26 protein-coding genes and 1 pseudogene are annotated in these 25,045 nt (G+C 62.5%); 10 read left to right on the forward strand and 17 right to left on the reverse strand.

The window, feature by feature from the left end; all coding sequences use genetic code 11:
• Positions 1-8 precede the first annotated feature (8 nt).
• The 4 genes from A9G05_RS28500 to A9G05_RS16130 all read left to right on the forward strand — a co-directional run bounded on the left by A9G05_RS28500 (position 9) and on the right by A9G05_RS16130 (position 3,572).
• Entirely contained in the window at positions 9-836 is an 828-nt protein-coding gene (locus A9G05_RS28500) for a methyl-accepting chemotaxis protein (protein ID WP_371850571.1), read from the forward strand.
• 39 nt (positions 837-875) lie between these two features.
• Positions 876-1,715: an ABC transporter substrate-binding protein gene (locus A9G05_RS16120; protein ID WP_069561939.1), complete on the forward strand. Its 840-nt coding sequence runs from the start codon at positions 876-878 to the stop codon at positions 1,713-1,715.
• 69 nt (positions 1,716-1,784) lie between these two features.
• Positions 1,785-2,504 (forward strand): 1-acylglycerol-3-phosphate O-acyltransferase, encoded by a 720-nt coding sequence (locus A9G05_RS16125; protein ID WP_069561940.1) that lies wholly within the window; start codon positions 1,785-1,787, stop codon positions 2,502-2,504.
• Positions 2,505-2,600: 96 nt separating this feature from the next.
• Entirely contained in the window at positions 2,601-3,572 is a 972-nt protein-coding gene (locus tag A9G05_RS16130; RefSeq protein ID WP_069561941.1) for a magnesium and cobalt transport protein CorA, read from the forward strand.
• A 73-nt stretch (positions 3,573-3,645) separates the two neighbouring features.
• On the opposite strand, the gene A9G05_RS16135 is transcribed toward A9G05_RS16130, so the two are convergent.
• Positions 3,646-4,368 carry an amidotransferase gene (locus A9G05_RS16135; RefSeq protein ID WP_069561942.1) on the reverse strand — a complete coding sequence of 241 codons (723 nt, stop codon included), beginning with the start codon at positions 4,366-4,368 and terminating at the stop codon, positions 3,646-3,648.
• Positions 4,369-4,545: 177 nt separating this feature from the next.
• Positions 4,546-4,674: a hypothetical protein gene (locus tag A9G05_RS28155; protein ID WP_256548433.1), complete on the reverse strand. Its 129-nt coding sequence runs from the start codon at positions 4,672-4,674 to the stop codon at positions 4,546-4,548.
• Between A9G05_RS28155 and A9G05_RS27675 the strand changes: the two genes are divergently transcribed.
• A complete protein-coding gene (locus A9G05_RS27675) occupies positions 4,673-4,840 on the forward strand; it encodes a hypothetical protein (RefSeq protein WP_171902723.1) in 168 nt (55 codons plus the stop codon). The two genes, A9G05_RS28155 and A9G05_RS27675, sit on opposite strands and share 2 nt — an antisense overlap.
• A gap of 48 nt (positions 4,841-4,888) precedes the next feature.
• A complete protein-coding gene (locus A9G05_RS16140) occupies positions 4,889-5,152 on the forward strand; it encodes a hypothetical protein (RefSeq protein WP_069561943.1) in 264 nt (87 codons plus the stop codon).
• A 52-nt stretch (positions 5,153-5,204) separates the two neighbouring features.
• Here A9G05_RS16140 and brnQ read toward each other — a convergent pair whose 3' ends face one another.
• From brnQ to sdhC, 10 genes are all read right to left on the reverse strand, one after another.
• Positions 5,205-6,518 (reverse strand): branched-chain amino acid transport system II carrier protein, encoded by a 1,314-nt coding sequence (gene brnQ / locus A9G05_RS16145; RefSeq protein ID WP_069561944.1) that lies wholly within the window; start codon positions 6,516-6,518, stop codon positions 5,205-5,207.
• Between the two features lie 282 nt (positions 6,519-6,800).
• Positions 6,801-7,688: a succinate--CoA ligase subunit alpha gene (sucD, locus tag A9G05_RS16150; RefSeq protein WP_044400216.1), complete on the reverse strand. Its 888-nt coding sequence runs from the start codon at positions 7,686-7,688 to the stop codon at positions 6,801-6,803.
• Positions 7,688-8,854, reverse strand: coding sequence for an ADP-forming succinate--CoA ligase subunit beta (gene sucC / locus A9G05_RS16155; protein WP_044400213.1), 1,167 nt, complete (start codon positions 8,852-8,854; stop codon positions 7,688-7,690). Before sucC ends, sucD begins: the two co-directional genes overlap by 1 nt.
• A gap of 188 nt (positions 8,855-9,042) precedes the next feature.
• The gene (gene lpdA / locus A9G05_RS16160; RefSeq protein WP_069561945.1) at positions 9,043-10,479 is read right to left on the reverse strand and encodes a dihydrolipoyl dehydrogenase; all 1,437 of its coding nucleotides are present in this window, start codon (positions 10,477-10,479) and stop codon (positions 9,043-9,045) included.
• Between the two features lie 66 nt (positions 10,480-10,545).
• A complete protein-coding gene (odhB, locus tag A9G05_RS16165; protein WP_069561946.1) occupies positions 10,546-11,787 on the reverse strand; it encodes a 2-oxoglutarate dehydrogenase complex dihydrolipoyllysine-residue succinyltransferase in 1,242 nt (413 codons plus the stop codon).
• Positions 11,788-11,829: 42 nt separating this feature from the next.
• The gene (locus tag A9G05_RS16170; protein WP_069561947.1) at positions 11,830-14,661 is read right to left on the reverse strand and encodes a 2-oxoglutarate dehydrogenase E1 component; all 2,832 of its coding nucleotides are present in this window, start codon (positions 14,659-14,661) and stop codon (positions 11,830-11,832) included.
• Between the two features lie 246 nt (positions 14,662-14,907).
• Positions 14,908-15,624, reverse strand: coding sequence for a succinate dehydrogenase iron-sulfur subunit (locus tag A9G05_RS16175; RefSeq protein ID WP_069561948.1), 717 nt, complete (start codon positions 15,622-15,624; stop codon positions 14,908-14,910).
• An 11-nt stretch (positions 15,625-15,635) separates the two neighbouring features.
• Positions 15,636-17,408, reverse strand: coding sequence for a succinate dehydrogenase flavoprotein subunit (sdhA, locus tag A9G05_RS16180; RefSeq protein WP_069561949.1), 1,773 nt, complete (start codon positions 17,406-17,408; stop codon positions 15,636-15,638).
• A 3-nt stretch (positions 17,409-17,411) separates the two neighbouring features.
• Complete coding sequence (gene sdhD / locus A9G05_RS16185; protein ID WP_044400195.1) at positions 17,412-17,780, reverse strand: succinate dehydrogenase, hydrophobic membrane anchor protein; 369 nt, start codon at positions 17,778-17,780, stop codon at positions 17,412-17,414.
• Positions 17,774-18,148 carry a succinate dehydrogenase, cytochrome b556 subunit gene (gene sdhC, locus A9G05_RS16190; RefSeq protein WP_069561950.1) on the reverse strand — a complete coding sequence of 125 codons (375 nt, stop codon included), beginning with the start codon at positions 18,146-18,148 and terminating at the stop codon, positions 17,774-17,776. The genes sdhD and sdhC overlap by 7 nt, the downstream gene beginning before the upstream one ends.
• A 361-nt stretch (positions 18,149-18,509) precedes the next feature.
• Between sdhC and gltA the strand changes: the two genes are divergently transcribed.
• Positions 18,510-19,796, forward strand: a complete 1,287-nt coding sequence (gene gltA, locus A9G05_RS16195; protein ID WP_069561951.1) for a citrate synthase — start codon at positions 18,510-18,512, stop codon at positions 19,794-19,796.
• A 57-nt stretch (positions 19,797-19,853) separates the two neighbouring features.
• Here gltA and A9G05_RS16200 read toward each other — a convergent pair whose 3' ends face one another.
• The 3 genes from A9G05_RS16200 to A9G05_RS16205 form a co-directional block, all read right to left on the reverse strand.
• Positions 19,854-20,462, reverse strand: a complete 609-nt coding sequence (locus A9G05_RS16200; RefSeq protein ID WP_069561952.1) for an START domain-containing protein — start codon at positions 20,460-20,462, stop codon at positions 19,854-19,856.
• A 49-nt stretch (positions 20,463-20,511) separates the two neighbouring features.
• Positions 20,512-20,787 carry a YkgJ family cysteine cluster protein gene (locus A9G05_RS26685; RefSeq protein WP_083265649.1) on the reverse strand — a complete coding sequence of 92 codons (276 nt, stop codon included), beginning with the start codon at positions 20,785-20,787 and terminating at the stop codon, positions 20,512-20,514.
• Between the two features lie 116 nt (positions 20,788-20,903).
• Positions 20,904-21,617 (reverse strand): hypothetical protein, encoded by a 714-nt coding sequence (locus A9G05_RS16205; RefSeq protein WP_069561953.1) that lies wholly within the window; start codon positions 21,615-21,617, stop codon positions 20,904-20,906.
• Between the two features lie 92 nt (positions 21,618-21,709).
• Between A9G05_RS16205 and A9G05_RS28160 the strand changes: the two are divergent.
• Positions 21,710-21,980, forward strand: a pseudogene (locus A9G05_RS28160) (DMT family protein).
• Positions 21,981-21,984: 4 nt separating this feature from the next.
• Here A9G05_RS28160 and A9G05_RS16210 read toward each other — a convergent pair.
• Positions 21,985-22,866: an NAD(P)-dependent oxidoreductase gene (locus tag A9G05_RS16210; protein ID WP_256548434.1), complete on the reverse strand. Its 882-nt coding sequence runs from the start codon at positions 22,864-22,866 to the stop codon at positions 21,985-21,987.
• A gap of 106 nt (positions 22,867-22,972) precedes the next feature.
• On the opposite strand from A9G05_RS16210, the gene A9G05_RS16215 reads away from it, so the two are divergent.
• Together A9G05_RS16215 and A9G05_RS16220 are read left to right on the forward strand one after the other, a co-directional pair.
• Positions 22,973-23,533 (forward strand): exonuclease domain-containing protein, encoded by a 561-nt coding sequence (locus A9G05_RS16215; protein WP_069561955.1) that lies wholly within the window; start codon positions 22,973-22,975, stop codon positions 23,531-23,533.
• Positions 23,534-23,600: 67 nt separating this feature from the next.
• Complete coding sequence (locus A9G05_RS16220; protein WP_069561956.1) at positions 23,601-23,882, forward strand: pyrimidine/purine nucleoside phosphorylase; 282 nt, start codon at positions 23,601-23,603, stop codon at positions 23,880-23,882.
• A gap of 55 nt (positions 23,883-23,937) precedes the next feature.
• On the opposite strand, the gene A9G05_RS16225 is transcribed toward A9G05_RS16220, so the two are convergent.
• Positions 23,938-25,044, reverse strand: a complete 1,107-nt coding sequence (locus A9G05_RS16225) for a saccharopine dehydrogenase family protein (protein WP_240923363.1) — start codon at positions 25,042-25,044, stop codon at positions 23,938-23,940.
• Position 25,045 lies beyond the last annotated feature (1 nt).

Genomic DNA, 25,045 nt, shown 5'->3' on the forward strand with positions numbered 1-25,045 from the left:
CCGACGTGATGAGCAGCTCCCGCCAGGTGCGCGGCAGTACCCAGCTCACCTCCCACGAAGCCGAACAGGCTGCCAACCGCCTGCAGGTGCAGTTGCAGGAGTTGGACCAGTTGGCCACCGCCATGCAGGAAATGGCCTCCACCGCCGAGGAAGTAGCACGCAATGCCCAGGCTGCCGCACAGGCGGCGCTGGCAGCCAACGAGGAAACCGAGAATGGCGTGGGGGTGGTCTCTCACTCGACCCAGGCCATCAAGCAGTTGGCTGACGAGATGGAGGACACCGGCCAGGCGATCAACGAGCTGGCCAAGCTGAGCCAGAACATCGAGTCGATTCTTTCGGTGATCACCAGCATCGCCGACCAGACCAACCTGCTGGCCCTCAACGCCGCCATTGAGGCCGCGCGGGCGGGCGAATCCGGGCGAGGCTTCGCGGTGGTGGCGGACGAGGTGCGCTCCCTGGCCTCCCGCACCCAGCAGTCGACCCAGGAAATCCGCCAGATGATCGATCAGTTGCAAACCGGCGTGCGCCAGGCCGAGCAACGCATGCAGCAGAGTCGCGATACCGCGAGCCGCACAGCAGAGGATGCCGGCGCCGCCAACAACATGCTCGGGCGCATCCGCGAGGCCATCAACCGCATCAACGACATGAATCTGCAGATCGCCACGGCGGCTGAGGAACAGAGCGCCACCACGGAAGAAATCAACCGCAACACCACCAATATCCGCGACATCAGCCACGAGGTGGCCGGCGGCGCCGAGCAGCAGGTGCGCCAATGCGCGGTGATGGTGGACCAGGTCGGCCAGCAGGATCGCCTGCTCAGCCGCTTCAGGATCTGACCACGCGCCGAGCCTGGCGCGACACCCCCGGAGGCCACCATGCGTATGCTCTCGTGCCTCGCCTTCGTCTGCGCCCTGTTGCTGGGGCGCGCGGAGGCCGCCCCCATCAAGGTCACCATCCTCTGCGACTCCGGATACCCGCCCTACAGCTACGAAGAGAACGGCGAGGCCAAAGGGCTGTATACCGATATCCTGCGCAGCGCGTTCCTGCTGATGCCGGGCTACCACGTCGAAATTCGACCGGTGCCCTGGCCCAGAGGGTTGGCAGAGATCGCCAAAGGCAGCGCCTTCGCCCTCTACCCTCCCTACTACCGACCAGAGGAGCGCCCATGGATGGAGTACTCCAGCCCGATTCTCGAGGAGCGGCTGGCGGTCTTCATCCGCCCGGGTCTGGCGGGCAAGCGCAACTTCGAGAACTTTCCCGCTGCATACGCGGGGCTGAGGGTCGGGCTGAACAGTGGCTTCGTGACCGTGGACAGTGTCCGCTATCGCGAGATGGTTGAGGCAGGTGAAATCGATCAGTCCTATGCCCGCGACAACCGCACCAACCTGATGAAGCTGCTACACAAGCGCACGGACGTGTACATCAACGATCGCCTATCGATTCTCTGGGAACTGCAAGGCATGGTCAGGGACGGCGTGCTCAAGGAAAAGGAGGCTTCGCAAATAACCGAGGGCCCTACCCTTTCCAAGGAGCATGGTCATCTGGGCTATACCAGAATGAAGACGGAAGCTTACCCGTACAGGGCTGATTTCATCGGACGCTTCAATGTTGCGTTGGAAACGATCATCAGCAACGGGACAGTTGATCGGTTGGTGCAGCGCTACAGCGAGCGTGCCACGGGGAAGCCGATAGCAGCGCGAGCGGAACAGCGCTGATGGCCTGCGATTGCAGGCAAAAGTGCACACCCGTACACTGCGCGCCTTTTACCTGATCGAGCGAGCCCGATGCTTTTTCTCCTGCGCATGGTCCTGATGGGCGTGCATTTCATCATCGCCGGCATCGCCGGTCTGCTGCTGGGCCTGTGCCGCCCGTTCAACCCGGACAACAGCCGCCTGTGCGCCCGTCTCTACGGGCTGCCGGGTCTGTGCATCATGCGCCTGAAGCTCAAGGCCGAGGTCAGCACGCTGACCCGGGACCATCCCTGCGTGATCATCGCCAACCACCAGTCCAACTACGACCTGTACGTGCTGGGCCGTGTGGTGCCGCCGCGCACTGTCAGCATCGGCAAGAAGAGCCTGAGGTGGATTCCCTTCTTCGGTCAGCTCTACTGGCTGGCCGGCAATGTGCTGATCGACCGCGGTAACGCACGCCGCGCCCGCGACGCGATGATCACCACCACTGAGACGCTGCGCAATCGCGACACCTCCATCTGGGTGTTCCCCGAAGGCACCCGCAATCAGGGCGAGCGCCTGTTGCCGTTCAAGCGCGGGGCCTTCCAGATGGCCATCAACGCAGGGGTGCCGATCATTCCGGTGTGCGTCAGCAACTACGTCCGCCACTTGCGGCTGAACCGCTGGAACAGTGGCCGAGTGCTGATCCGCGCCCTGCCGGCCATCCCCACGGCCGGCCTGACCCTGGACGACATGCCGGCCCTGATGGAGGAATGCCGCCAGCGCATGCTCGACTGCATCGAGGGTATGGATCGCGAGTTGGCCACCCTCTGAGCTGCTCCCACGCAGCCCCAGGCAAGGTGGCGGCCCCACTGGCGCGCCGGGCGGGTTAAGCTCGCCCCACTCTCCAGCCGCACAGGGAACACTTACATGGGTCATGTGGTCGCCGCCGCTGTCTACTTCAAGGGCAAGCGCGTTGCCAATATCAGCCTCGACGAGGGGCTCGAATGGGCGAGAAAGCCCGGCCACTTCGTCTGGATCGGCCTGCATGACCCAGGCCCCGAGGAACTGACCACGCTCCAGCGCCAGTTCGGCCTGCACGAGCTGGCGCTGGAAGACGCCCTGCAGCGCCACACCCGCCCCAAGCTGGAAACCTTCGGTGATGCGCTGTTCCTGGTGCTCTATTCCCCCGTGAAGGAGAACGGCCAGCTGGTGTTCATCGAAACCCAACTGTTCGCCGGCAACGGCTATGTGATCAGCGCGCGCTACGGCGAGTCGGCCCCCTACTCCCAGGTCCGTCAGCGCTGCGAGGCCCGCCCGCTGCTGTTGGAACACGGCGAGGACTTCGTGCTCTACGCGCTGCTGGCCTTCGTGATCGAGAACTACCGGCCGCTGATCGACACCTACCACACTGACCTGGAAGCGCTGGAGCTGCGGGTGCTGGAATGCCCACTGACCCAGGCCGACGTGGTGCACATCCAGGGGCTGCGCCGCGACCTGCTACGCCTGCGCCGCTACATCGGCCCGCTGACGGAGATCTGCCAGGAGCTGCAGCGCCTGGACTTCCCCTTCATCGACAAGAACATGCGCCCTTACTTCCGCGACATCGCCATCCACGTGAGTCGCCTGCTGGAGGATCTCACCGGCCTGCGGGAAATGGCGGACCACGCCATCGAGATCGGCTTGCTGCTGGAGTCCTCGCGCCAGAGCGTGGTGCAGCGCAAGTTCGCCGCCTGGGCGGCGATCCTGGCCTTCCCCACCGCCGTGGCGGGTATCTACGGCATGAACTTCCAGAACATGCCGGAGCTGACCTGGCACTACGGCTACTTCGGCGTGCTGGGCTTCATCGCCACGGGCTGCACGGCCCTGTTCGCCAGCTTCAAGCGCTCCGGCTGGCTCTAGCCCTTTCCCAGGCATGAAAAAACCGATGCCCGCTGGTGCGGGCATCGGTTCGTGAGCGTGCGCGAAAAGAGGATCAGGCGACGCTGCGGCCGTGGGCCACGAAGCGCATCATCCACTCGGCCACTGCCGTGCCCTGGTGGTCGCGCTCGAGGCTGGCGATGCCCTGGCCATACACCTGCTCGCCCAACGCCTGCTGACGGATGTTGAGCAAGGCTCGGGAGTAGTCGTGGACGAACTCCGGGTGGCCCTGGAAGCACAGCACCTGCTCGCCAATGGCATAGGCAGCATTGGGGCAGAACTCGCTGGAGGCGATGAGGGTGGCGTTCTCGGGCAGACGGGTGACCTGGTCCTGATGGCTGATCAGCAGGGTCAGCTCGTCCAGCGCCGGGCTCATCCACTCCGGCTGTTTCTCGACGCGATAGGCATGGGTACCCACGCCCCAGCCCTGGGTGGCGCGCTCGGTCTTGCCGCCCAGCAGTAGGGCCAGCAACTGGTGGCCGAAGCAGATGCCGAGCAGCTTGTCGCCGGCCTTGTAACGCTCCAGCAGGTAAGTGCGCAGGGTCTGGATCCAGGGATCGTCGCCGAAGGAGTCGGCCTTGCTGCCGGTGACCAGGTAGGCATCGAAGCGTTCGCCGGCGGCCGGGTAGTGGCCTTCCACCACGTTGTAGGTGAGGAATTCGGCATCGATGGGCTGCTTGGCAAAGAGCTGTTCGAACATCTTGCCGTAGCCCTTGTACTCGTCGACGAGTTCGGGGCGAAGGATGTCGGTTTCCAGAATGCAGATGCGTAGGGGCATGAAATTGTCCTGAAGCTTGGGTAAGGCACCTTTGTGTGCGATTTATTTAACACAAGCCTCCGAGCTTTGAAATAGCGCCGCTTCGCCCGGCCTGCTCGTGCTGCCGAAGCGCCTGAAATACGGGAAGGAAATTGCAACCTGACACGACGGAGCAGGCACGAGACTGCGCCAGCATCGTCAATAAAATTTGACGCTCGCGGCAGTGATATCGGCCATATCGATAGTTGAAATACTCAGGGAGCGTTTTTCCATCGAATCCGCATTATCGACTCTGGCCCCCCCAACCCGATGACGGATCGCAGCCATGACCCCCTCCCCGCTCACTTACGCACGTAATGGCGCGCTGGCCAGCCTGGGCCTCTACACCATCGTGGTGACCATCGTCCTGGTGCTGAGCGACAGCTTCAGCCACGCGCGACCGTTGATGGCTGGGGAGAACGCCTGGCACAGGCCGTTCCAACTCGGTTGCTGAGCGATCCGCATCCCCTGTCGAACCCGGCAAGGCGCAGCTGAGGTGGCCATGAAACAGCACCGCTCAAGGCGCCGCCTGCTCACACTGGCGGCACTGGCATTGATGACCAACGGCTTTACGTTGCTCGGCCATGCCCACGGCTCGGCAGACGCGATGGCCCAGAACCTGGAGACGCGCCAAGAGATTGCCCGACAGGGCAGTAACGAGCGAGACACCCGCCAGGGACTCGAGAGCCCGCCCCTGAAACGCACCAACTGGCTGCCGGAGCGCTTCGAGCGCACCTCATTGCGAGGTTGTGAGGGAAAGCTCTGAAGCCCCCGGAAACGAAAAGACCGCCCGGTGGGCGGTCTTTTGGCTACGAACCTCAGGCGACTTGCGGTGCCTTGGCCCCCAGCAGTCGATCCAGCACAGCGGCGACCACCAGGACTGCCAGCACCGGCAGCAACCAGCCAAGGCTCTGATCTGCGAGCGGCAGTTGCGCGACGAAACCAGGTATCCAACTCTTGAAGCCGGCCGCACCGATGCCATCCAGCACACCGAACACCAGGGCGACGGCCATGGTGGGGATGAAGACACGACGGGCGTCGACCCACAGGCTCGACGCCAGGCTCAGGGCAACCAGCACGATGGCCAGGGGATAAAGCCCTACGAGGACAGGCACCGAGAGGCGGATCAGTTCCGTCAGGCCTTGGTTAGCAACGACCAAACTGAAGACGCCCAGGATGATGACCACCGTGCGGTAGGAGAACGGCAGGAAGCCGCTGAAGAACTCGCCACAGGCCGTAAGCAGGCCAACGGCCGTGGTGAGGCACGCCAGGGTGATGACCAGCGCCAGCAGCAGGCTACCGGCGGTCCCGAAGGTGTGCTGCACATAGGCCGTGAGGATCTGAACACCGTTCTGCGCCTCACCGGCAATGCCCTGGCTGGTAGCACCGAGGTAGAACAGCGTGAGGTAGACCAGGGAAAGGCCGATTGCAGCGATGCTGCCGGCAATCACCGAGTAACGGGTGACGAGGCGCGGTTCGGTGATGCCACGGTCGTGGATCGCCGTGGCGATCACGATGCCGAATACCAATGCGCCCAGGGTATCCATGGTCAGGTAACCCTGCAGGAAGCCTTCGACGAAGGGGGCCTTGGCGTAGGCGCTGTTGCTGCCACCGATCTCGCCTGCTGGCACGAACAGTGCGGCAGCCCCCAGGACCAAAAGCGCAGACAGCAGCACGGGAGTGATGAACTTGCCGATGTTGTCCACCAGCCGCCCGGGGTTGAGAGCGAGGAACAACGCGAAGGCGAAATAAACCACCGAATAGAGGGCCAACGCGGCGGGGTTGTCACCGGTAAAGGGGGCAATTCCCATTTCGAAAGAGACGACGGTGGTGCGCGGCGTCGCGAACAGGGGCCCTATGGCCAGGTACACGGCGATGGCCAGCAGAAGCCCCGCCACCTTGCCCAGAGGCGAGGTCAGGCGATCCATGCCACCGCCTACCCGCGCCAGGGCAATGACGGTCAGCAGGGGCAGGCCGACGCCGGTCAGCAGAAAGCCCATCGCAGCGAACCAGACGTTCTCGCCTGCCGCCATGCCGGCGCTGGGGGGAAAGATGATGTTGCCCGCGCCCAGGAAGAGCGCAAAGGTCATGAAGCCGAGGGCCAGGAGGTCCGAGCCTTTCAAACGAGTCATAGAGAGGGATACCACGAGTCGAAATTCATTGTTCCGAGGGGGCTTCCCTTTGGGTGAGGGGAACCGTCATCCGCCCGTTTGGGGCAAACCACTACTAATGCGCGCCCTCCCCCTTTTGGGGTTCATGCGCAGGAAGGTCGCAAGCCTAGCGAATCCGACAGATTTGCGGCACTGATGCAGGTCAGGCTGTCGGCTTGCTGTAATCGGTTGTCGCCATGGCTACATTGCGACAGAAAAAACGAAGGCCACCCGAAGGTGGCCTTCGCCATCAGTCAATCACGCTCAGGCGTTCTTGACTTCCCAGCCGGTCAGCTCGGCCAGGGCCTTGCCGATGTCAGCCAGGGAACGCACGGTCTTCACACCGGCGTCCTGCAGGGCAGCGAACTTCTCGTCCGCAGTGCCCTTGCCACCGGAGATGATGGCGCCGGCGTGGCCCATGCGCTTGCCGGGCGGTGCGGTGACACCGGCGATGTAGGACACCACCGGCTTGGTCACGTTGGCCTTGATGTAGGCAGCGGCTTCTTCTTCAGCGGAACCGCCGATCTCGCCGATCATGACGATCGCTTCGGTCTTCGGGTCTTCCTGGAACAGCTTCAGGATGTCGATGAAGTTGGAGCCCGGGATCGGGTCGCCACCGATGCCCACGCAGGTGGACTGGCCGAAGCCGGCGTCGGTGGTCTGCTTCACGGCTTCATAGGTCAGGGTGCCCGAGCGGGACACGATGCCGACCTTGCCCGGCAGGTGGATGTGACCGGGCATGATGCCGATCTTGCACTCGCCGGGGGTGATCACGCCGGGGCAGTTCGGGCCGATCAGGCGTACACCCAGCTCGTCGCACTTCACCTTGGCTTCCAGCATGTCGATGGTAGGGATGCCTTCGGTGATGCAGACGATCAGCTTGATGCCGCCGAAGGCTGCTTCAAGGATGGAGTCCTTGCAGAACGGGGCCGGAACGTAGATCACCGAAGCATCGGCGCCGGTGGCTTCCACGGCTTCCTTGACGGTGTTGAACACCGGCAGGCCGAGGTGGGTGGTGCCGCCCTTGCCGGGGGTCACGCCGCCAACCATCTTGGTGCCGTAGGCGATGGCTTGTTCGGAGTGGAAGGTACCCTGCGAGCCGGTGAAGCCCTGGCAGATTACTTTGGTGTCTTTATTGATCAGGACGCTCATTACTTACCCTCCGCGGCCTTGACGACCTGCTGGGCAGCGTCGGTCAGGCTGGTCGCCGCGATGATGTTCAGACCGCTCTCGGCCAGTACCTTGGCGCCGAGCTCGGCGTTGTTGCCTTCCAGACGGACGACCACCGGGATCTTCACGCCGACTTCCTTCACTGCACCGATGATGCCTTCGGCAATCATGTCGCAACGAACAATACCGCCGAAGATGTTCACCAGTACGGCAGCGACGTTGCTGTCGGACAGGATGATCTTGAAGGCCTCGGTGACGCGCTCTTTGGTGGCGCCGCCACCGACGTCGAGGAAGTTGGCAGGCTTGCCACCGTGCAGGTTGACGATGTCCATGGTGCCCATGGCCAGGCCAGCACCGTTGACCATGCAACCGATGTTGCCTTCCAGCGCAACGTAGTTCAGCTCCCACTTCTGCGCATGGGCTTCACGAGCGTCGTCCTGGGACGGGTCGTGCATGGCGCGCAGCTTGGGCTGACGGTACATGGCGTTGCTGTCGATGTTGATCTTGGCGTCCAGGCAGTGCAGGTTGCCGTCGGCCTTGATGACCAGCGGGTTCACTTCCAGCAGGGCCAGGTCGTAGTCCTGGAACAGCTTGGCCAGGTTCACGAAGATGTGGGTGAACTGCTTGATCTGGTCGCCTTGCAGACCCAGTTGGAAGGCCAGCTCGCGGCCCTGGTAGGGCTGAGCACCAACCAGCGGATCGATGGTGGCCTTGAGGATCTTCTCGGGAGTCTCGTGGGCTACTTTCTCGATGTCCACGCCACCTTCGGTGGAGGCCATGAACACGATGCGGCGGCTGGAACGGTCTACCACGGCGCCCAGGTACAGTTCCTTGGCGATATCGGTGCAGGACTCGACCAGGATCTTGCTGACCGGCTGACCATTGGCGTCAGTCTGGTAGGTCACCAGGCGCTTGCCCAGCCAGTTGGCGGCGAAGGCCTTGGCGTCTTCCTTGCTCTTGACCAGCTTCACACCGCCCGCTTTGCCGCGGCCACCGGCGTGGACCTGGGCCTTAACGACCCATTCGCTGCCACCGATCTTGTCGCAGGCTTCAGCGGCTTCTTCCGGGGTGTCTACGGCAAAGCCCTTGGATACGGGCAGGCCGTATTCAGCGAACAGCTGCTTACCCTGATATTCGTGGAGATTCATGCTTGTCTACCGTCTTCGTTTGGGTATTGCGCATTCGGCGCTGCATTCGTGGTGCCGCGCCACCTGTGACTGCCCTGGGGCAGTCCGGCGAGCGTTCCGCGGCGAACACCCGAGGCGTTCACGACGGGCTGCCCACCGTGGTTCTGCTGCCCCGGGAAGGTCGCGCGCGCCCTCCCCGGGGATAGTGCTCAGCGCTTCTTGCGGTTGGCGATGTGGATCGCGTGGCCGTTGACGGCCAGGGCCGCTTCGTGGAGCGCTTCGGACAGGGTCGGGTGCGAGAAGACCATCATGCCCAGATCCTCGGCACTGGTGCCGAACTCCATACCGATGGCGCCTTGCTGGACCAGCTCGGCAGCGCTCGGGCCAATTACATGGACGCCCAGAACGCGGTCGGTCTTGGCATCGGCGATGACCTTCACCAGGCCGGCAGTGTCATTGGCTGCCATGGCACGGCCGCTGGCGGCGAAGGGGAAGGTACCGACGTTGATTTCGACACCTTCGGCTTTCAGGGACTGCTCGGTCTTGCCGACCCATGCGATTTCCGGATGGGTGTAGATCACGGACGGGATCAGGTCGTAGTTCATCTGGGCCTTGTGGCCTGCGATGCGCTCGGCAACCATGATGCCCTCTTCCGAGGCCTTGTGAGCCAGCATGGCGCCACGTACCACATCACCGATGGCGTAGACGCCCGGGACGCTGGTCTTGCAGTGGTCGTCGACGTAGATGTAGCCACGCTCGTCGAGGGTGACACCGCTGTCAGTGGCCAGCAGGTCGGTGGTCACCGGGCGACGGCCGACCGCGACGATCAGCTTGTCGAAGACTTCCTTCTGCTCGCCATTGGCGTCGGTGAAGCTGACAGTGACCTGCTTCTTCTTCACCTCAGTGCCGGTCACGCGGGCGCCCAGGCGAATCTTCAGGCCCTGCTTGGTGAGGATCTTCAGGGCTTCTTTGGCGATCTGCTCGTCAGCAGCCGGCAGGAACTTGTCCAGGGCTTCGATGACAGTCACTTCAGCACCCAGGCGGGCCCAGACGGAACCCAGCTCCAGGCCGATAACGCCGGCACCGATCACGCCCAGCTTCTTCGGAACGGACTGGAAGTCCAGTGCGCCGGTGGAGTCGACAATGACGTCCTGATCAACCGGGGCCGGAGGAATCTCGACCGGCTTGGAGCCGGAGGCGAGGATGACGTTCTCGGCCTCGACGACCTGGACCTTGCCGTCCAGACCGGTAACTTCGACCTGCTTGTTGGCCAGCAGCTTGCCGTGGCCTTCCAGCAGGGTGACGCCATTGGCCTTGAACAGGGTGCTGACGCCGCCGGTCAGGTTCTTGACGATGGTGTCCTTGCGGCCAACCATGGTCGGCACGTCGATGGAAACGCCCTTGGCTTCGATACCGTGCACTTTGAAGGCCTCATGGGCCTCGTGGTACTTGTACGAGCTGTCCAGCAGCGCCTTCGACGGGATGCAGCCGACGTTCAGGCAAGTGCCGCCCAGTGCGGTCTTGCCGTCCTTACCCTGGTACTTCTCGATGCAGGCGGTTTTCAGGCCGAGCTGGGCCGCCTTGATGGCTGCCACGTAACCGCCAGGGCCCGCACCAATCACTACCACGTCGAATTTCTGGGTCATAACTCATTCCTTCTCGTATGAAACCGGACGGCCCCTTGCGGGGCCGCCGTTTGGAGAGATCGCCGATCAGATGTCCAGCAGCAGACGAGCCGGGTCTTCCAGCAGGTTCTTGATGGTTACCAGGAAGCTGACGGCTTCCTTGCCATCGATCAGACGGTGATCGTAGGACAGAGCCAGGTACATCATCGGCCGGATCACAACCTGGCCATTGATCGCCATGGGGCGCTGGATGATGTTGTGCATGCCGAGGATGGCGGCCTGCGGCGGGTTGACGATCGGGGTCGACATCATCGAACCGAAGGTGCCGCCGTTGGTGATGGTGAAGGTGCCACCGGTCATCTCGTCGATGGACAGCTTGCCCTCGCGCGCCTTCTTGCCAAAGGTGGCGATGCCGTTCTCGACTTCGGCCAGGCTCATCAGCTCGGCGTTGCGCAGGACCGGTACCACCAGGCCACGGTCGCTGGAAACGGCGACGCCGATGTCCTGGTAGCCGTGGTAGACGATGTCATTGCCGTCGATGGAAGCGTTGACAGCCGGGAAGCGCTTCAGCGCTTCGACGGAAGCCTTGACGAAGAAGGACATGAAGCCCAGGCGAACGCCGTTGTGGGTCTTCTCGAACAGGTCCTTGTACTTCGAACGCAGGGCCATGACTTCGGTCATGTCCACTTCGTTGAAGGTGGTCAGCATGGCCATGGTGGACTGGGCTTCAACCAGACGCTCGGCAACCTTGGCACGCAGGCGGGTCATCGGGACGCGCTTCTCGACACGGTCGCCTGCAGCGAATACCGGGGCCTCGGCGGCCGGAGCGGCCGGCTTGGCGGCCGGAGCAGCCGGGGCGTTCTTCTTCGCCTCGACAGCGGCGACCACGTCTTCCTTGGTCACGCGGCCACCTTTGCCGGTGCCGGCGATGCTGTTCGGGTCGATGCCGTTTTCCTCGGCCAGCTTGCGAGCGGCCGGGGACAGGATGGCGTCGTCACCAGCAGCAGCGGGGGCAGCAGCCTGAGCGGCCGGAGCCGGGGCAGCAGCGGCGGCCGGGGCGGCCGGGGCGGCCGGGGCGGCAGCAGCAGCGCCGCCTTCGTTCAGTTTGCCCAGCAGCTCGCCACTGAGGACGGTGTCGCCCTCGTTCTTGACGATTTCTGCCAGTACGCCGTCGGCCTCGGCCAGCACTTCCATTACGACTTTGTCGGTCTCGATGTCGACGATCAGCTCGTCACGCTTGACGGCGTCGCCCGGCTTCTTGTGCCAGGTGGCTACGGTGCCGTCGGCGACCGATTCCGGGAAGGTTGGGGCTTTGATCTCGATAGCCATTGTGTGTTTTTCCTGTCTGATTCGGTTTTCTGCGCGAAGGCGTTAAACAGTAAAGGCGTCCTGCAGCAGTTTTTCCTGCTGCTCAGCGTGCATGGAGGCGTAGCCACAGGCCGGAGAAGCCGAGGCATCACGCCCGGCGTACTCGAGGAACAGGCCTTTCTTGTGGGCGCTGGCCACACGACGCATATGGTGCTGGCTGCAGTACCAGGCGCCCTGGTTCATGGGCTCTTCCTGGCACCAGACGATGTGCTTGAGGTTCTTGTAGGCAGCCAGAACCTCGGCCAGGTCGTCTTCCGGGAACGGATACAGCTGCTCGATACGCACGATCGCGATGTCCTCGCGGCCTTCGGTGCGACGCTTCTCCAGCAGGTCGTAGTAGACCTTGCCGCTGCAGAGCACGAGGCGTTCGACCTTCTTCGGGTCGATCGGATCGATCTCGCCGATGACGGTCTGGAAGGAGCCTTCGGCCAGGTCCTCCAGGGTGGAGATGGCCAGCTTGTGACGCAGCAGCGACTTGGGCGTAAGGGCAACCAGCGGCTTGCGCAGCGGGCGAATCACCTGGCGGCGCAGCATGTGGTAGACCTGAGCCGGCGTGGTAGGCACGCAGACCTGGATGTTGTGCTCGGCGCACAGCTGCAGGTAGCGCTCCAGACGCGCGGAGGAGTGCTCCGGGCCCTGACCTTCGTAGCCGTGCGGCAGCAGCATGGTCAGGCCGCACAGACGGCCCCACTTGTGCTCGCCGCTGGTGATGAACTGGTCGATCACCACCTGGGCGCCGTTGGCGAAGTCACCAAACTGGGCTTCCCAGATCACCAGCGCGTTGGGCGTGGTGGTGGAGTAACCGTATTCGAACGCCAGTACTGCTTCCTCGGAGAGGTAGGAATCGTACAGTTCGAAGCTCGGCTGGCCGTCGAACAAGTTCTGCAGCGGCAGGTAGGTGCTGGCGTCCTTCTGGTTGTGCAGCGCCGCGTGGCGGTGCGAGAAGGTGCCGCGCCCCACGTCCTGGCCAGTGATGCGAACCGGGTGGCCTTCGAACAGCAGGGTGGCGTAGGCCATTGTCTCGGCGTAGCCCCAGTTGATCGGCAGGCCGCCGGCGCCCATCTTCTGGCGGTCTTCGAGGATCTTCGAGACCTGACGCTGGACGACGAAACCTTCCGGGATCTCCAGCAGCTTGGCGGAGAGTTCCTGCAGGGTCTTCAGGTCGAAACGGGTGTCGTGACGCGCGGTCCAGGCATGGCCCAGGTACGGACGCCAATCGACGAACAGCTCCTTGTTGGGCTCCTTAACCAGGCTCTTGACCACGTGCTGGCCGTTGTCCAGCGCAGTGCGGTACTCGTCCATCTTGGCCTGGATGCGCTCGGCATCGAGCACGCCGCCCTGGATCAAGGCATCGGCATACAGCTCACGGGTGGTGCGCTGCTTGGCGATCTGCTGGTACATCAGCGGCTGGGTGCCAGACGGCTCGTCGGCCTCGTTGTGGCCGCGGCGACGGTAGCAGACCAGGTCGATCACCACGTCACGCTTGAACTGCATGCGGTAGTCAACAGCCAGTTGGGTCACAAACAGGACGGCCTCAGGGTCATCACCGTTCACGTGGAAGATCGGCGCCTGAATCATCTTCGCGACGTCGGTGGCGTACTCGGTGGAACGCGCATCCTCCTGACGGCTGGTGGTGAAACCTACCTGGTTGTTGATGACGATGTGAACCGTACCGCCGGTGCGGTAACCACGGGTCTGCGACATCTGGAAGGTTTCCATGACCACGCCCTGGCCTGCGAAGGCAGCGTCGCCATGGATGGAGATCGGCAGCACCTTGTCGCCAGTCTTGTCATTGCGACGGTCCTGGCGAGCGCGAACGGAACCTTCCACCACCGGGGAAACGATTTCCAGGTGAGACGGGTTGAACGCCAGGGCCAGGTGTACTTCGCCACCGGCGGTCATGACGTTGGAGGAGAAGCCTTGGTGGTACTTCACGTCACCGGAGGACAAACCTTCGACTTTCTTGCCTTCGAACTCGTCGAAGAGGTCGCGCGGGTTCTTGCCGAAGGTGTTGACCAGTACGTTCAGGCGGCCACGGTGGGCCATGCCGATGACGATCTCCTGGGTGCCGTATGCGCCGGAACGCTGGATGATCTCGTCCAGCATCGGGATCAGGCTTTCACCACCTTCCAGGCCGAAACGCTTGGTACCCGGGTATTTGGTGCCCAGGTACTTCTCCAGACCTTCTGCCGCAGTCAGTCGCTCGAGCAGGTGGCTCTTGACCTCAGGGGAGAAGGACGGACGGCCACGCACACTTTCCAGACGCTGCTGGAACCACTTGCGCTGCTCGGAATCGACGATATGGGTGAACTCGGCGCCGAAGGTGCTGCAATAGGTTTGCTGCAGGGCCTGGTGGATCTCGCGCAGAGTTGCCTCTTCCTTGCCGATGTAGAGTTCACCGGTACGGAAGGTGGTGTCGAGATCGGCATCGGTCAGGCCGTAGTGATTGATCGCCAGATCGGCCGGGGCCTTGCGCTGCCAGAGGCCAAGGGGGTCGAGCTGGGACGCCTGATGGCCGCGCATGCGGAAGGCCTGGATCAGGCGCAGGACTTCAACCTGCTTCTTCTCGTGCTCGGAGCTGACGCTGCCAGCGGAAACCGGCTGGGCACGGCGCTGATTCTTGGCGAGCAGGACGAAATGGTCGCGAACAGTAGAATGCGATACATCGGTGGCTGCATTGCCGTCGGACGGCAACTTCTGGAAGTAGGTGCGCCACTCTTCTGGCACAGCGTTGGGATCGTGCAGGTAAAGCTCATAGAGCTCTTCCACATATGCAGCGTTGCCACCGGATAGGTGGGCGCTGTTCCACATGCGCTGCATTTCGCTTTCTTGCATGCTTGGTCACCCTCGGTAAGGGGACACCACCGGCGTGGAATCGGCATCGCAGCCTCACCTCCGGGTACGGCGACCAGGATGAAAGCCACTAAGGATCCCGCAGATAGTCCGGGCACCAGCCCGGTTGCCCCTGCTGGTCATCTATATCATTTCAAGTAAGGACTTCGGCTTTGTGAGCGTCGGTCCTGGTTGTACTGCGGCGCCCAGAAGGGCGCCGCAGGTGTTACGGGTACAGCATGTAGCGCATCAGGTACCGCTTTGCAGCAGCATGTTGCGTACGTGACCGATTGCCTTGGTGGGGTTCAGACCCTTGGGGCAAACGTTCACGCAGTTCATGATGCCGCGGCAGCGGAATACGCTGAACGGGTCATCAAGAGCAGCCAGGCGCTCCTCGGTCTTGGTGTCACGGCTGTCGGCCAGGAAACGGTAGGCCTGCAACAACGCAGCGGGACCGAGGAACTTGTCGGGGTTCCACCAGAACGACGGGCAGGATGTCGAGCAGCAAGCGCACAGGATGCACTCGTACAGACCGTCCAGCTTCTCGCGCTGTTCCGGAGACTGCAGACGCTCGATCGCCGGAGCAGGCGTATCGTTCTGCAGGAAAGGTTTCACCTTCTCGTACTGCTTGTAGAAGATGCTCATGTCAACAACGAGGTCACGAATGACCGGCAGCCCCGGCAACGGGCGGATCACCAGCTTGCCGCCCTTCAGCCCAGCTGCGGAAAGCGGGGTGATGCAGGCCAGGCCATTCTTGCCGTTGATGTTCATGCCATCGGAACCGCAGACGCCTTCGCGGCAGGAACGACGGTAGGAGAAACCCTCGTCCTTTTCCTTGATCAGGGCCAGGACATCGAGAACCATGATGTCCCTGCCACCGGTATCAACCTGGAAGTCCTGCATGGTCGGAGCGCTGTCGCGCTCCGGGTTGTAGCGATAGACGCTGACAGTGAGAGTGTTGGACATGTCGGCCACCCTTAATAGGTACGTACTTTGGGTTCGAAGGCCGGAACGGTCTTCGGCGCGAAGTTGACGGCGCGCTTGGATACGCGCTTCTCACCCGGGAAGTACAGGGTATGGCACAGCCAGTTCTCGTCGTCCCGATCCTCGAAGTCTTCGCGGGCATGGGCACCACGGGACTCCTTGCGGACCTCGGCAGCGATGGCAGTGGCTTCCGCGACTTCCAGCAGGTTCTGCAACTCCAGCGCTTCGATGCGCGCAGTGTTGAAAGCCTGGGACTTGTCGTTGATCTTGACGCCGGCGATGCGCTCGCGCAGATCGGCAAGCTGGGCGATGCCCTTCTGCATGTATTCGCCGGTGCGGAACACACCGAAGTAGTTCTGCATGCACTGTTGCAGCTCACGCTTCAGCGGGGCAACTTCTTCACCGCTGGAGCGCTCGTTGACACCAGCCAGACGCTTGAGCGACTGCTCGATGTCGGTGTCGCTTGCACCACGGGTTTCGATACCTTCCTTGAGGGCTTTCTCCAGGTGCAGACCAGCTGCACGACCGAAGACCACCAGATCCAGCAGGGAGTTGCCGCCAAGGCGGTTAGCACCGTGTACGGATACACATGCGACTTCGCCCACCGCGAACAGACCTTCGACGATCGTGTCGTTACCGTTGGCGTCCTGGGTGATGGCCTGGCCGTGGATGTTGGTGGCAACGCCCCCCATCATGTAGTGGCAGGTCGGGATGACCGGGATTGGCGCAACGACCGGGTCGACGTGCGCGAAGGTCTTGGACAGTTCGCAGATGCCGGGCAGGCGGCTGTGCAGGACTTCCTCACCGAGGTGGTCCAGCTTCAGCAGGACGTGGTCCTTGTTCGGCCCGACGCCGTTACCGGCGATCACTTCCTTGACCATGGAGCGGGCAACCACATCACGGCCTGCCAGGTCCTTGGCGTTCGGAGCGTAACGCTCCATGAAACGCTCGCCATGGGCGTTGATAAGATAACCACCTTCACCACGGCAACCTTCGGTCACCAGCACGCCGGCGCCGGCAATACCGGTCGGGTGGAATTGCCACATCTCAATGTCCTGGACCGGCACGCCAGCACGCAGGGCCATGCCAACGCCGTCACCGGTATTGATCAGGGCGTTTGTGGTGGAAGCGTAGATACGGCCTGCACCGCCGGTGGCCAGAACAACAGCCTTGGAACGGATGTAGACGGTTTCGCCGGTCTCGATGCAGATGGCAATGATGCCAACGATGGCGCCGTCCTGGTTCTTCACCAGATCAACGGCATACCACTCGTTAAGGAACGAGGTGCCGTTCTTCAAGTTGGCTTGGTACAGGGTGTGCAGCAGTGCGTGACCGGTACGGTCAGCTGCAGCGCAGGTACGAGCCGCCTGGCCGCCCTTGCCGAAATCTTTGGACTGTCCACCGAACGGACGCTGGTAGATGCGGCCTTGCTCGGTACGAGAAAACGGCAGACCCATGTGCTCAAGCTCGAACACGGCTTCCGGCCCCACGGAGCACATGTACTCGATGGCGTCCTGGTCACCGATGTAGTCGGAGCCCTTGACGGTGTCGTACATGTGCCAGCGCCAATCGTCGTTCGGGTCGGCCGAAGCAATGGCGCAGGTGATGCCACCCTGGGCGGAAACGGTATGGGAGCGGGTCGGGAAGACCTTGGTCACCACGGCAGTCTTGTGACCGCCCTGAGCCAGCTGCAGAGCAGCGCGCATGCCAGCACCACCACCACCGACGATGATGGCATCGAAGGAAAGAGTACGAATGTTAGCCATGAATCAGATACCCCACAGAATCTGAACGCCCCAGACGAAGTAGGCGAACATCGCCATACCGCAAACGGCCTGGAACAGGAAACGCACGACCACCGCCCAACGCCCCAGCGCCATCGGCGTCAGGTAGTCAGTGGAAATGGTCCACATGCCGACCCAGGCATGGACACCCAGGGCGACCAGTCCGAGCAGACTGAAAATGCGCATCCAGCTCTGTGAGAACAGACCATGCCAATCGGCGAAGGTCAGTCCGGGGTGAGCAACGAGGTACCCCAGCAGGAAAAGGAAATAAGCCGCGAGAACGACCGCAGAGACGCGCTGAGCCATCCAGTCGTAGAGACCCGAACGCGAGAAGTTCGTGACGTTAGTTACCATACCCATACCCCCGCGAGAATGATCAGCACAGCCGAAACTGCGATGACGATTTTCGAGCCCCGCTTGCCGCCCTCGAGCGTCTCACCGACACCCGCATCCATTACCAGGTGGCGCACGCCAGCCACCAAGTGATAGAGCAGTGCGGACAGCAGGCCCCAAATCACAAGCTTGGCCAGCGGATTGGTCAGACACGCTTTCACGCTCTCGAAGCCAGCCTCGGACTCCAGCGACTTGCCAAGTGCGTAGAGCAGCACAGCAATACCGATGAAGAGGATGACACCAGAAATGCGGTGAAGAATGGACGTATAAGCTGTGATCGGGAGTTTGATGGTCCTGAGATCTAGGTTTACAGGTCGTTGGCTATTCACGGCTTTTTTTCACACTGAGGCCCCTAACAATCAGGGCAAGTTGTCGGGAAGTGCACTGGTCAGGTACCCCTCACCAAGGGAGTGCCAACCTCCGGATTACAGGCCTTCAAAGCCCCCTGAGGTCGGGCCGTGAGTATAGACAGTTAGCTGACTAATGACAACGCAATCCCCCCCACCCAATAGCGGATTGCACACCCTAAATAAAAGGCGTAAATAGGCCGCCTTTTTACTCGAAAAACGCCCGCAAACCCGCCTGCCACATGGGTTTCTCCAAATTGACATTCGGATTTATACCTCTATAGTGATGCGGGCCCTGCGTGGGGGGCTGTCTGATGATTTCAAGCATAAATAGGAGGCCGTTATGGCTGACAAAAAAGCGCAGTTGATCATCGAGGGCGTAGCCCCCGTCGAGCTGCCCGTTCTGTCCGGAACCGTAGGTCCCGATGTAATCGATGTGCGGGGCCTGACCTCCACGGGGCGCTTCACGTTTGATCCTGGCTTTATGTCTACCGCCTCATGTGAGTCGAAGATCACCTACATCGACGGCGACAAGGGCATTCTGCTTCACCGCGGCTACCCCATTGAGCAACTGGCCGAGAATTCCGATTACCTGGAAACCTGCTACTTGCTGCTGAACGGCGAACTTCCCAGTGCCGAGGAAAAGGCCAAGTTCGTCGGCACCGTGAAGAATCACACCATGGTGCATGAACAACTGAAGAGCTTCTTCAACGGCTTCCGTCGTGATGCTCACCCGATGGCCATCATGTGCGGCGTAGTTGGTGCCCTCTCCGCCTTCTACCACGACTCCCTGGACATTAATGACCCGCACCATCGCGAGATCTCCGCGATCCGCCTGGTCGCCAAGATGCCGACCATCGCAGCGATGGTCTACAAGTACTCCATGGGTCAGCCCATGATGTACCCGCGTAATGACCTGAACTACGCGGAAAACTTCCTGCACATGATGTTCAACACCCCGTGCGAGATCAAACCGATCAGCCCGGTACTGGCTAAGGCCATGGATCGCATCTTCATCCTGCATGCGGACCACGAGCAGAACGCCTCCACCTCTACCGTTCGCCTGGCCGGCTCCTCCGGCGCCAACCCGTTCGCCTGCATCGCTGCCGGCATTGCCGCCCTCTGGGGCCCGGCACACGGCGGCGCCAACGAAGCAGTGCTGACCATGCTGGACGAGATCGGCGATGTCTCCAACATCGAGAAGTACGTCGCCAAGGCCAAGGACAAGAACGATCCGTTCAAGCTGATGGGCTTCGGTCACCGCGTTTACAAGAACTTCGACCCCCGCGCCAAGGTCATGAAGCAGACCTGCGATGAAGTACTGGCCGAACTGGGCATCAACGATCCGCAACTCGAACTGGCCATGAAGCTGGAAGAGATCGCGCGCAACGATCCTTACTTCAAGGAGCGCAACCTCTACCCGAACGTGGACTTCTACTCCGGCATCATCCTGAAGGCCATCGGTATCCCGACCAGCATGTTCACCGTGATCTTTGCCCTGGCGCGTACCGTTGGCTGGATCTCTCACTGGAAGGAAATGCTCTCCAGCCCGTACAAGATCGGCCGTCCACGCCAACTGTACACCGGCCCGGAGCAACGCGATTATGTCGAGCTCAACGCTCGCAAGTAAACGCGGACTCCACTAAAAAGGCTGCCTATTGGCAGCCTTTTTCATCTCAGCGATGGATCATTTCTTCTCGGCCAGCTTGCGCAGGTGGTCCAGAGTATTGAACGGCGCATCGACCACGAAGCTGTTGGCCAGCCAGGACGGCACGCTGCCACCCGGCTCGGTATGGACCTGATAAATCACCTCCACCGTATCGGCGCCTTTTGGTACGAACTTCCACACGCCCTCAACAGACGCCACCCGAACGTAACCTTTCTCCTCCGGCATGTACGTCGGCTCGCCCTTGAGGGTGCGCGTCAGGCTGCCATCGGTGCCTTCGCTGGTAACCGCATGGATGACCGAATCACGCGGGGTCACCGGCCAAGGCGTATTGAAACGGGTGTAGGTCCAGCTATCCGCGCCGTCGCTCTTCAGCAGCTTTTGCCGCTCACACTCGTGGATCCATTTGCAGGAACCGGACACATCCTCCTGCAACTTGCGCAGGGTAGCGACGTCCGACTTGATGGTGACAACCCCGCGATAGGCCTTGTACTTGGACCCGGATACCTCGCTGAGATAGACCTTGATGCCATCTTCGTCCTTGGCCAGCTTCCAGTCCTCGGCGTGGGCAGCCGACGCCAGCAGGACACCCAGCCCGCAGGCCATGGCGATTCGTTGCAGCGAAACCATCCTTCTTCTCCTTGTTATTCGATGATCAGTCATCGTCCCTCTTGGACGCCTACCGGACAGAGTGCCTGACCGCCACAGCGGTCTCTTGTTCCAGCCAGCCCAGCAAACGTATAGCCTCCTCCCGGGTTTCGCCACAGACAAAAGGATCGGCATCAAAGGCCGAACAAACGTCTGGACGCTCAGGCCTGCCAAACAACCGACATAGATGATCGGGGGACAAGTGCAGACAACGCTGTCCGGCGACCTTGCCGTTGGGCATGCCTGGAATGGGGGAAGAAATGGACGGTGCGATGCAGCAGGCACCGCAACCTGCTCGGCAGATCATGATCGCGGAGTGATGACAGGGCTGATGGGAGCGCGGATTCTACTCGCGTGAAGGCCGGCTGTGGAGAGCCCGCACAAACCCGCCACCAAGCCCGAACAGCGGCGCCGGAAGGCCGTTTATGGCATTGCCCTGGCCACCCGCAACTCAAGGCTCCCGGCCTCGACCTCCAGAGAAACGACTCCAGCGCTCTCCAGCCCGAAGAACTGCCTGGTTCCCACCCCGCTCTGGAACGCCCGGTGCGACGAAATCAACAGCAGCGACCGAGAAGGTTCCCCCATCCATCGCCCCTCAACAACAGGCACCGACACTGCGCTTTCACTGCCTGTTGCGGCATCGCTGAAACCTCTAAACCGCTCGTCGGGCTCTTGCTGCCAACGCAGGGTGAGCCGGTCGAGTGCGGGATCACCCACGATCACCGAAACGCGCACGCCACGCTCACCTTCAGCCTGCATCGCCAGGCGATAAGTGCTGACACGGCCATCCGTGCAGCGCAGGTGACCAAAGACCTGCAGCCGACCACCGGCAACCTGGAATCCCTCCAGGCTCTGCTCATCGCAGCGCAACGCCGGCTCAGCCTTCCCAGCCGAAAGAAATGCCCCATTCGTTCGCCACAAGGAGCGCCCCGCCTCGTCGAGCAGTTCCAGATCGCGCCCACTCCACGCCAAGCGATAGGTATCGAAACTGAAATCCCTGGCCAAGACGAAGGCCGGCGGAACCACCAGGCTCACCACTTGTGCCGTCGGCGCGCGCAACGTCCAACTCCACCAGCCCAGGCCGCCCGCCAAAAGCGCCAGCACCGCAACGGCCAGCCACCCCCACACACTCCGCATCAAGCCCCCTTCTCACCCCGCCGCCATGCCCATTAAGCCTCTGTTTCATCCAATACCCAGGCTCTGCCGTGCCCATCTGGATACAGGCTGCCATCCTCCTGAGCCTCTCCCCCTCATGGCCTTCCCTGGCAAGGCACCCTGAACCGCGCTCATCAATTGGGGTATCGCACTGTTCGAGCACCAGCTACTGGTGTGCCTGCCAACCCTACCGGCTATACCGCACCATCGGTCGCCCAACTGAAGACCATGCAGGAGCCCTGCCTCCCTTCAGCGTCTACTTCGTGCAACAGCCGCTGAAGCTGGAGTACCTCTGGACAGGGCTTGAACCTGCTCGGCGCGGTGTACCTCATCTTTCGCGCCTGACACGTCAGCGGGTTAACCGCGTGATCAGGCTGGAGGTGTCCCAACGACCGCCACCCTCCTGCTGAATCTCCCCATAGAAGCGATCCACCAGCTCGGTCACCGGCAGCGAAATACCGTTGCGCTGCGCCTCCTCGAAAACGATCGCGTAGTCCTTGCGCATCAGATCGACCGCGAAGCCGAAGTCGAACTTGCCCTCCAGCATGCTCTGGTGACGGTGGTCGAGCTGCCAGGACTGCGCTGCCCCCTTACCGATCACCTCCATCGCCGCCACCGCATCCAGGCCGGCACTGCGGGCGAAGTGCAGCCCCTCGGACAGCGCCTGCAACAGGCCCCCCACGCAAATCTGGTTCACCATCTTGGTCAATTGCCCGCTACCGGTGGGCCCCATCAAGCGGCTCATCCGCGCGTAAGCCTCGATGACAGGTGCCGCCCGCTCGTACAGTTCTCGTTCGCCGCCCACCATGATGGTCAGCATGCCGCTCTCGGCGCCAGATTGGCCGCCGGACACCGGCGCATCGAGGAAGCCCAGCTCCCGCTCCGCAGCCAGGACCGCCAACTCGCGGGCCACGGATGCCGAGGCCGTGGTGTGATCGACCAGCAGGCTCCCCGGGGACATGCCGGCAAAGGCGCCATGATCGCCGAGCAGTACTGCACGCAGGTCATCGTCATTGCCAACGCAGGTCATCACGAACTCGGAGCCCTCAGCCGCTTCGCGGGGCGTTGCGAAGTACTCGCCGGCGAACTCGTCACACCAGAGCAGGGCCTTCTCCAACGTGCGGTTGTAGACCCGCACCTCATGCCCTTCGCAGGCCAGGTGACCGGCCATGTGGAACCCCATCACGCCCAACCCGATAAAGCTCACCTTCGCCATCTCACACCTCCGCATTCGACTGTCCAAAGAAGCCTATCACGCGGTTTGCGGTGCCGCGAAAGCGCCCCCATACTCGCTCGCAGCCCATCGCAGACACCCTGCAGGCGCCAAGGAGAGCCCCATGCCGCACTGGCTGGTGATAGACCTGGAAGCCACCACCGACGAAGGCGGCTGGCCCATGGAGGAAATGGAAATCATCGAGATCGGCGCCACCCTGGTCAGCACCGAGGGCCGTGAGCTGGACCACTTCCAGCGTTTCGTGCGCCCGCAGCGACGCCCCTGCCTGACACCGTTCTGCCGCGAACTCACTCACATCACCCAGGCCAATGTGGACACCGCGCAGCCCCTGCCCAGCGTCTGGACAGCCTTCGAGCGCTGGCTCGACAACCACCACGCTCGCCTGGTGGGCTGGGGCAGTTGGGGCGACTACGACCGCCGCCAACTGGAACAGGAGTGGCGGCAAAACCAGCTCAACAGCCTGCTGGCGAACCTCCCCCACCTGAACCTCAAGCAGCACTTCGCGAAAGCCCGCCAACTCAAGCGCCCGGTCGGCCTCAATGCCGCCCTGCAACTGGCCGGACTCAGCTTCCAGGGACAACAGCACCGCGCCCTGGAAGATGCGCGCAATACCGCCCGGCTATTGCCCCTTCTCCTGCCAGCATCGCCGACCCAAAGGGACTAGTGACGCTGTCAGACGCCTTCGGCATACTGGCGAGCCTTTTTAGACCCCTTTCCAAGGAGCCCGCCCCATGTTCAAGGTCAACGAGTACTTCGACGGCACTGTAAAATCCATCGCCTTCGGCATGAGCGAAGGCCCCGCCACCATTGGCGTCATGGCCGCTGGCGACTACGAATTCGGCACCAACCAGCTGGAAGTGATGCACGTCATCGCCGGCGCCCTGACCGTCAAGCTGCCGGGCAGCGAGCAATGGGAAACCTTCGCCGCCGGCACCCGGTTCACCGTACCGGCCAACAGCAAGTTCCAGCTCAAGGTCGCTCAGGACACCGCCTACCTCTGCGAATACCGCTGAGTTACGACCCCATGAAAAAACCGGCCCTGGTGGCCGGTTTTTTCATGACTGGCAATCAGCCCTCGCGCACCTGGATCTCGATCCGCATGCCCTCCAGCTCTGCCAGGTACTCCTGGGTACTGAACAGGCCGATGCAGGGCATTGCCCCACGCGCCACAAGGCTGCCATTCGCCAACTTGCGCACCAGCGCCACGGCCGCCATGCAGGGAATATTGGGGCCGTCGTTGTCATGGGCGAGCAACTCCCAGGTGAGCGTCAGCGGCAGCCCGCTCGGGTCCTGGCCGGACAGCCGCACGAACATGCCACTCAGCCCGTCTCCCAGCGGCTCCAGCATCACCGCCCCCCGCCGCAGCAGCGGCGCAAGCCGAACGGCATCACGCAACAAGCCGGCACGCACCAGCCAAGACAGCGCCCAGGTACCGAACTGAGTCAGACGCAGGCCGACACCGGCGCGGAAGCTCACCTCCCGCACCCCGGGGTAGCGCGCGGGGAAAAGCTCCAGGTCCGGTACATCGCAGGCGCCGATCCAGCGGCCCCCCATGGGCAGGCGGAAGCGCTGCAGCCGCAGGTCCTGCCAGCCATGCACCGAGCGCCACTGCCCTTCCCGCCAGCAACGGATCGGCCGCCCGCAATAGTTGAGCACCGCTGCCAGGGTGGAGACGCCCGGCGTCTTTTCCGAAGAGCTGATGCCATGCTCGATGCGCTCCAGGCGACCGAAACGGGGGAGCAGCTCATCCACCACCGCCGCACTCAGGCCGGGCACGGAGCTCGCCCCGGCGCAGAGCAATACGCCGCGCTGACGGGCCACCTCGTCCAGCCGGGTGATGCCGCACACGAAGCCCCGCGCATCCGCCAGGTCGATGTAGTGCGAACCCGCCGCCAGGGCGGCCTCGGCGACGCGGTAGTCCTGCCCCTGGAACGGCCCCACGGTGGAGATCACCACCTGCACGTCGAACTGCGAGAACGCCTCCGCCAGCCCCGGCTCGTCGATATCCAGCCGCACCGCACGGGCACCTTGCGCCTCGGCCACCGCCTGAGCCTTCTCCAGGTTGCGCCCCGCCACCAGCACCCGCACACCGGGCACACTGGCCAAGCGCCGGACGATCAGGCGGCCGAAATTGCCATAGCCACCCAGCACCAGCACGTTCAGTTCCGTTGACACC

The organism is Pseudomonas sp. ENNP23, assembly GCF_001728945.1.
In the GTDB taxonomy this organism is placed as follows: Bacteria; Pseudomonadota; Gammaproteobacteria; order Pseudomonadales; family Pseudomonadaceae; genus Metapseudomonas; species Metapseudomonas otitidis.

What these genes read in the sequence shown, in the direction of transcription:
- A9G05_RS28500 (WP_371850571.1), top strand. Translation starts at nt 9, where the DNA reads ATGAGCAGCTCCCGCCAGGTGCGCGGCAGTACCCAGCTCACCTCCCAC.
- A9G05_RS16120 (WP_069561939.1), top strand. Translation starts at nt 876, where the DNA reads ATGCGTATGCTCTCGTGCCTCGCCTTCGTCTGCGCCCTGTTGCTGGGG.
- A9G05_RS16125 (WP_069561940.1), top strand. Translation starts at nt 1,785, where the DNA reads ATGCTTTTTCTCCTGCGCATGGTCCTGATGGGCGTGCATTTCATCATC.
- A9G05_RS16130 (WP_069561941.1), top strand. Translation starts at nt 2,601, where the DNA reads ATGGGTCATGTGGTCGCCGCCGCTGTCTACTTCAAGGGCAAGCGCGTT.
- A9G05_RS16135 (WP_069561942.1), bottom strand. Translation starts at nt 4,368, where the DNA reads ATGCCCCTACGCATCTGCATTCTGGAAACCGACATCCTTCGCCCCGAA.
- A9G05_RS27675 (WP_171902723.1), top strand. Translation starts at nt 4,673, where the DNA reads ATGACCCCCTCCCCGCTCACTTACGCACGTAATGGCGCGCTGGCCAGC.
- A9G05_RS28155 (WP_256548433.1), bottom strand. Translation starts at nt 4,674, where the DNA reads ATGGCTGCGATCCGTCATCGGGTTGGGGGGGCCAGAGTCGATAATGCG.
- A9G05_RS16140 (WP_069561943.1), top strand. Translation starts at nt 4,889, where the DNA reads ATGAAACAGCACCGCTCAAGGCGCCGCCTGCTCACACTGGCGGCACTG.
- brnQ (WP_069561944.1), bottom strand. Translation starts at nt 6,518, where the DNA reads ATGACTCGTTTGAAAGGCTCGGACCTCCTGGCCCTCGGCTTCATGACC.
- sucD (WP_044400216.1), bottom strand. Translation starts at nt 7,688, where the DNA reads ATGAGCGTCCTGATCAATAAAGACACCAAAGTAATCTGCCAGGGCTTC.
- sucC (WP_044400213.1), bottom strand. Translation starts at nt 8,854, where the DNA reads ATGAATCTCCACGAATATCAGGGTAAGCAGCTGTTCGCTGAATACGGC.
- lpdA (WP_069561945.1), bottom strand. Translation starts at nt 10,479, where the DNA reads ATGACCCAGAAATTCGACGTGGTAGTGATTGGTGCGGGCCCTGGCGGT.
- odhB (WP_069561946.1), bottom strand. Translation starts at nt 11,787, where the DNA reads ATGGCTATCGAGATCAAAGCCCCAACCTTCCCGGAATCGGTCGCCGAC.
- A9G05_RS16170 (WP_069561947.1), bottom strand. Translation starts at nt 14,661, where the DNA reads ATGCAAGAAAGCGAAATGCAGCGCATGTGGAACAGCGCCCACCTATCC.
- A9G05_RS16175 (WP_069561948.1), bottom strand. Translation starts at nt 15,624, where the DNA reads ATGTCCAACACTCTCACTGTCAGCGTCTATCGCTACAACCCGGAGCGC.
- sdhA (WP_069561949.1), bottom strand. Translation starts at nt 17,408, where the DNA reads ATGGCTAACATTCGTACTCTTTCCTTCGATGCCATCATCGTCGGTGGT.
- sdhD (WP_044400195.1), bottom strand. Translation starts at nt 17,780, where the DNA reads ATGGTAACTAACGTCACGAACTTCTCGCGTTCGGGTCTCTACGACTGG.
- gltA (WP_069561951.1), top strand. Translation starts at nt 18,510, where the DNA reads ATGGCTGACAAAAAAGCGCAGTTGATCATCGAGGGCGTAGCCCCCGTC.
- A9G05_RS16200 (WP_069561952.1), bottom strand. Translation starts at nt 20,462, where the DNA reads ATGGTTTCGCTGCAACGAATCGCCATGGCCTGCGGGCTGGGTGTCCTG.
- A9G05_RS26685 (WP_083265649.1), bottom strand. Translation starts at nt 20,787, where the DNA reads ATGATCTGCCGAGCAGGTTGCGGTGCCTGCTGCATCGCACCGTCCATT.
- A9G05_RS16205 (WP_069561953.1), bottom strand. Translation starts at nt 21,617, where the DNA reads ATGCGGAGTGTGTGGGGGTGGCTGGCCGTTGCGGTGCTGGCGCTTTTG.
- A9G05_RS16210 (WP_256548434.1), bottom strand. Translation starts at nt 22,866, where the DNA reads ATGCGGAGGTGTGAGATGGCGAAGGTGAGCTTTATCGGGTTGGGCGTG.
- A9G05_RS16215 (WP_069561955.1), top strand. Translation starts at nt 22,973, where the DNA reads ATGCCGCACTGGCTGGTGATAGACCTGGAAGCCACCACCGACGAAGGC.
- A9G05_RS16220 (WP_069561956.1), top strand. Translation starts at nt 23,601, where the DNA reads ATGTTCAAGGTCAACGAGTACTTCGACGGCACTGTAAAATCCATCGCC.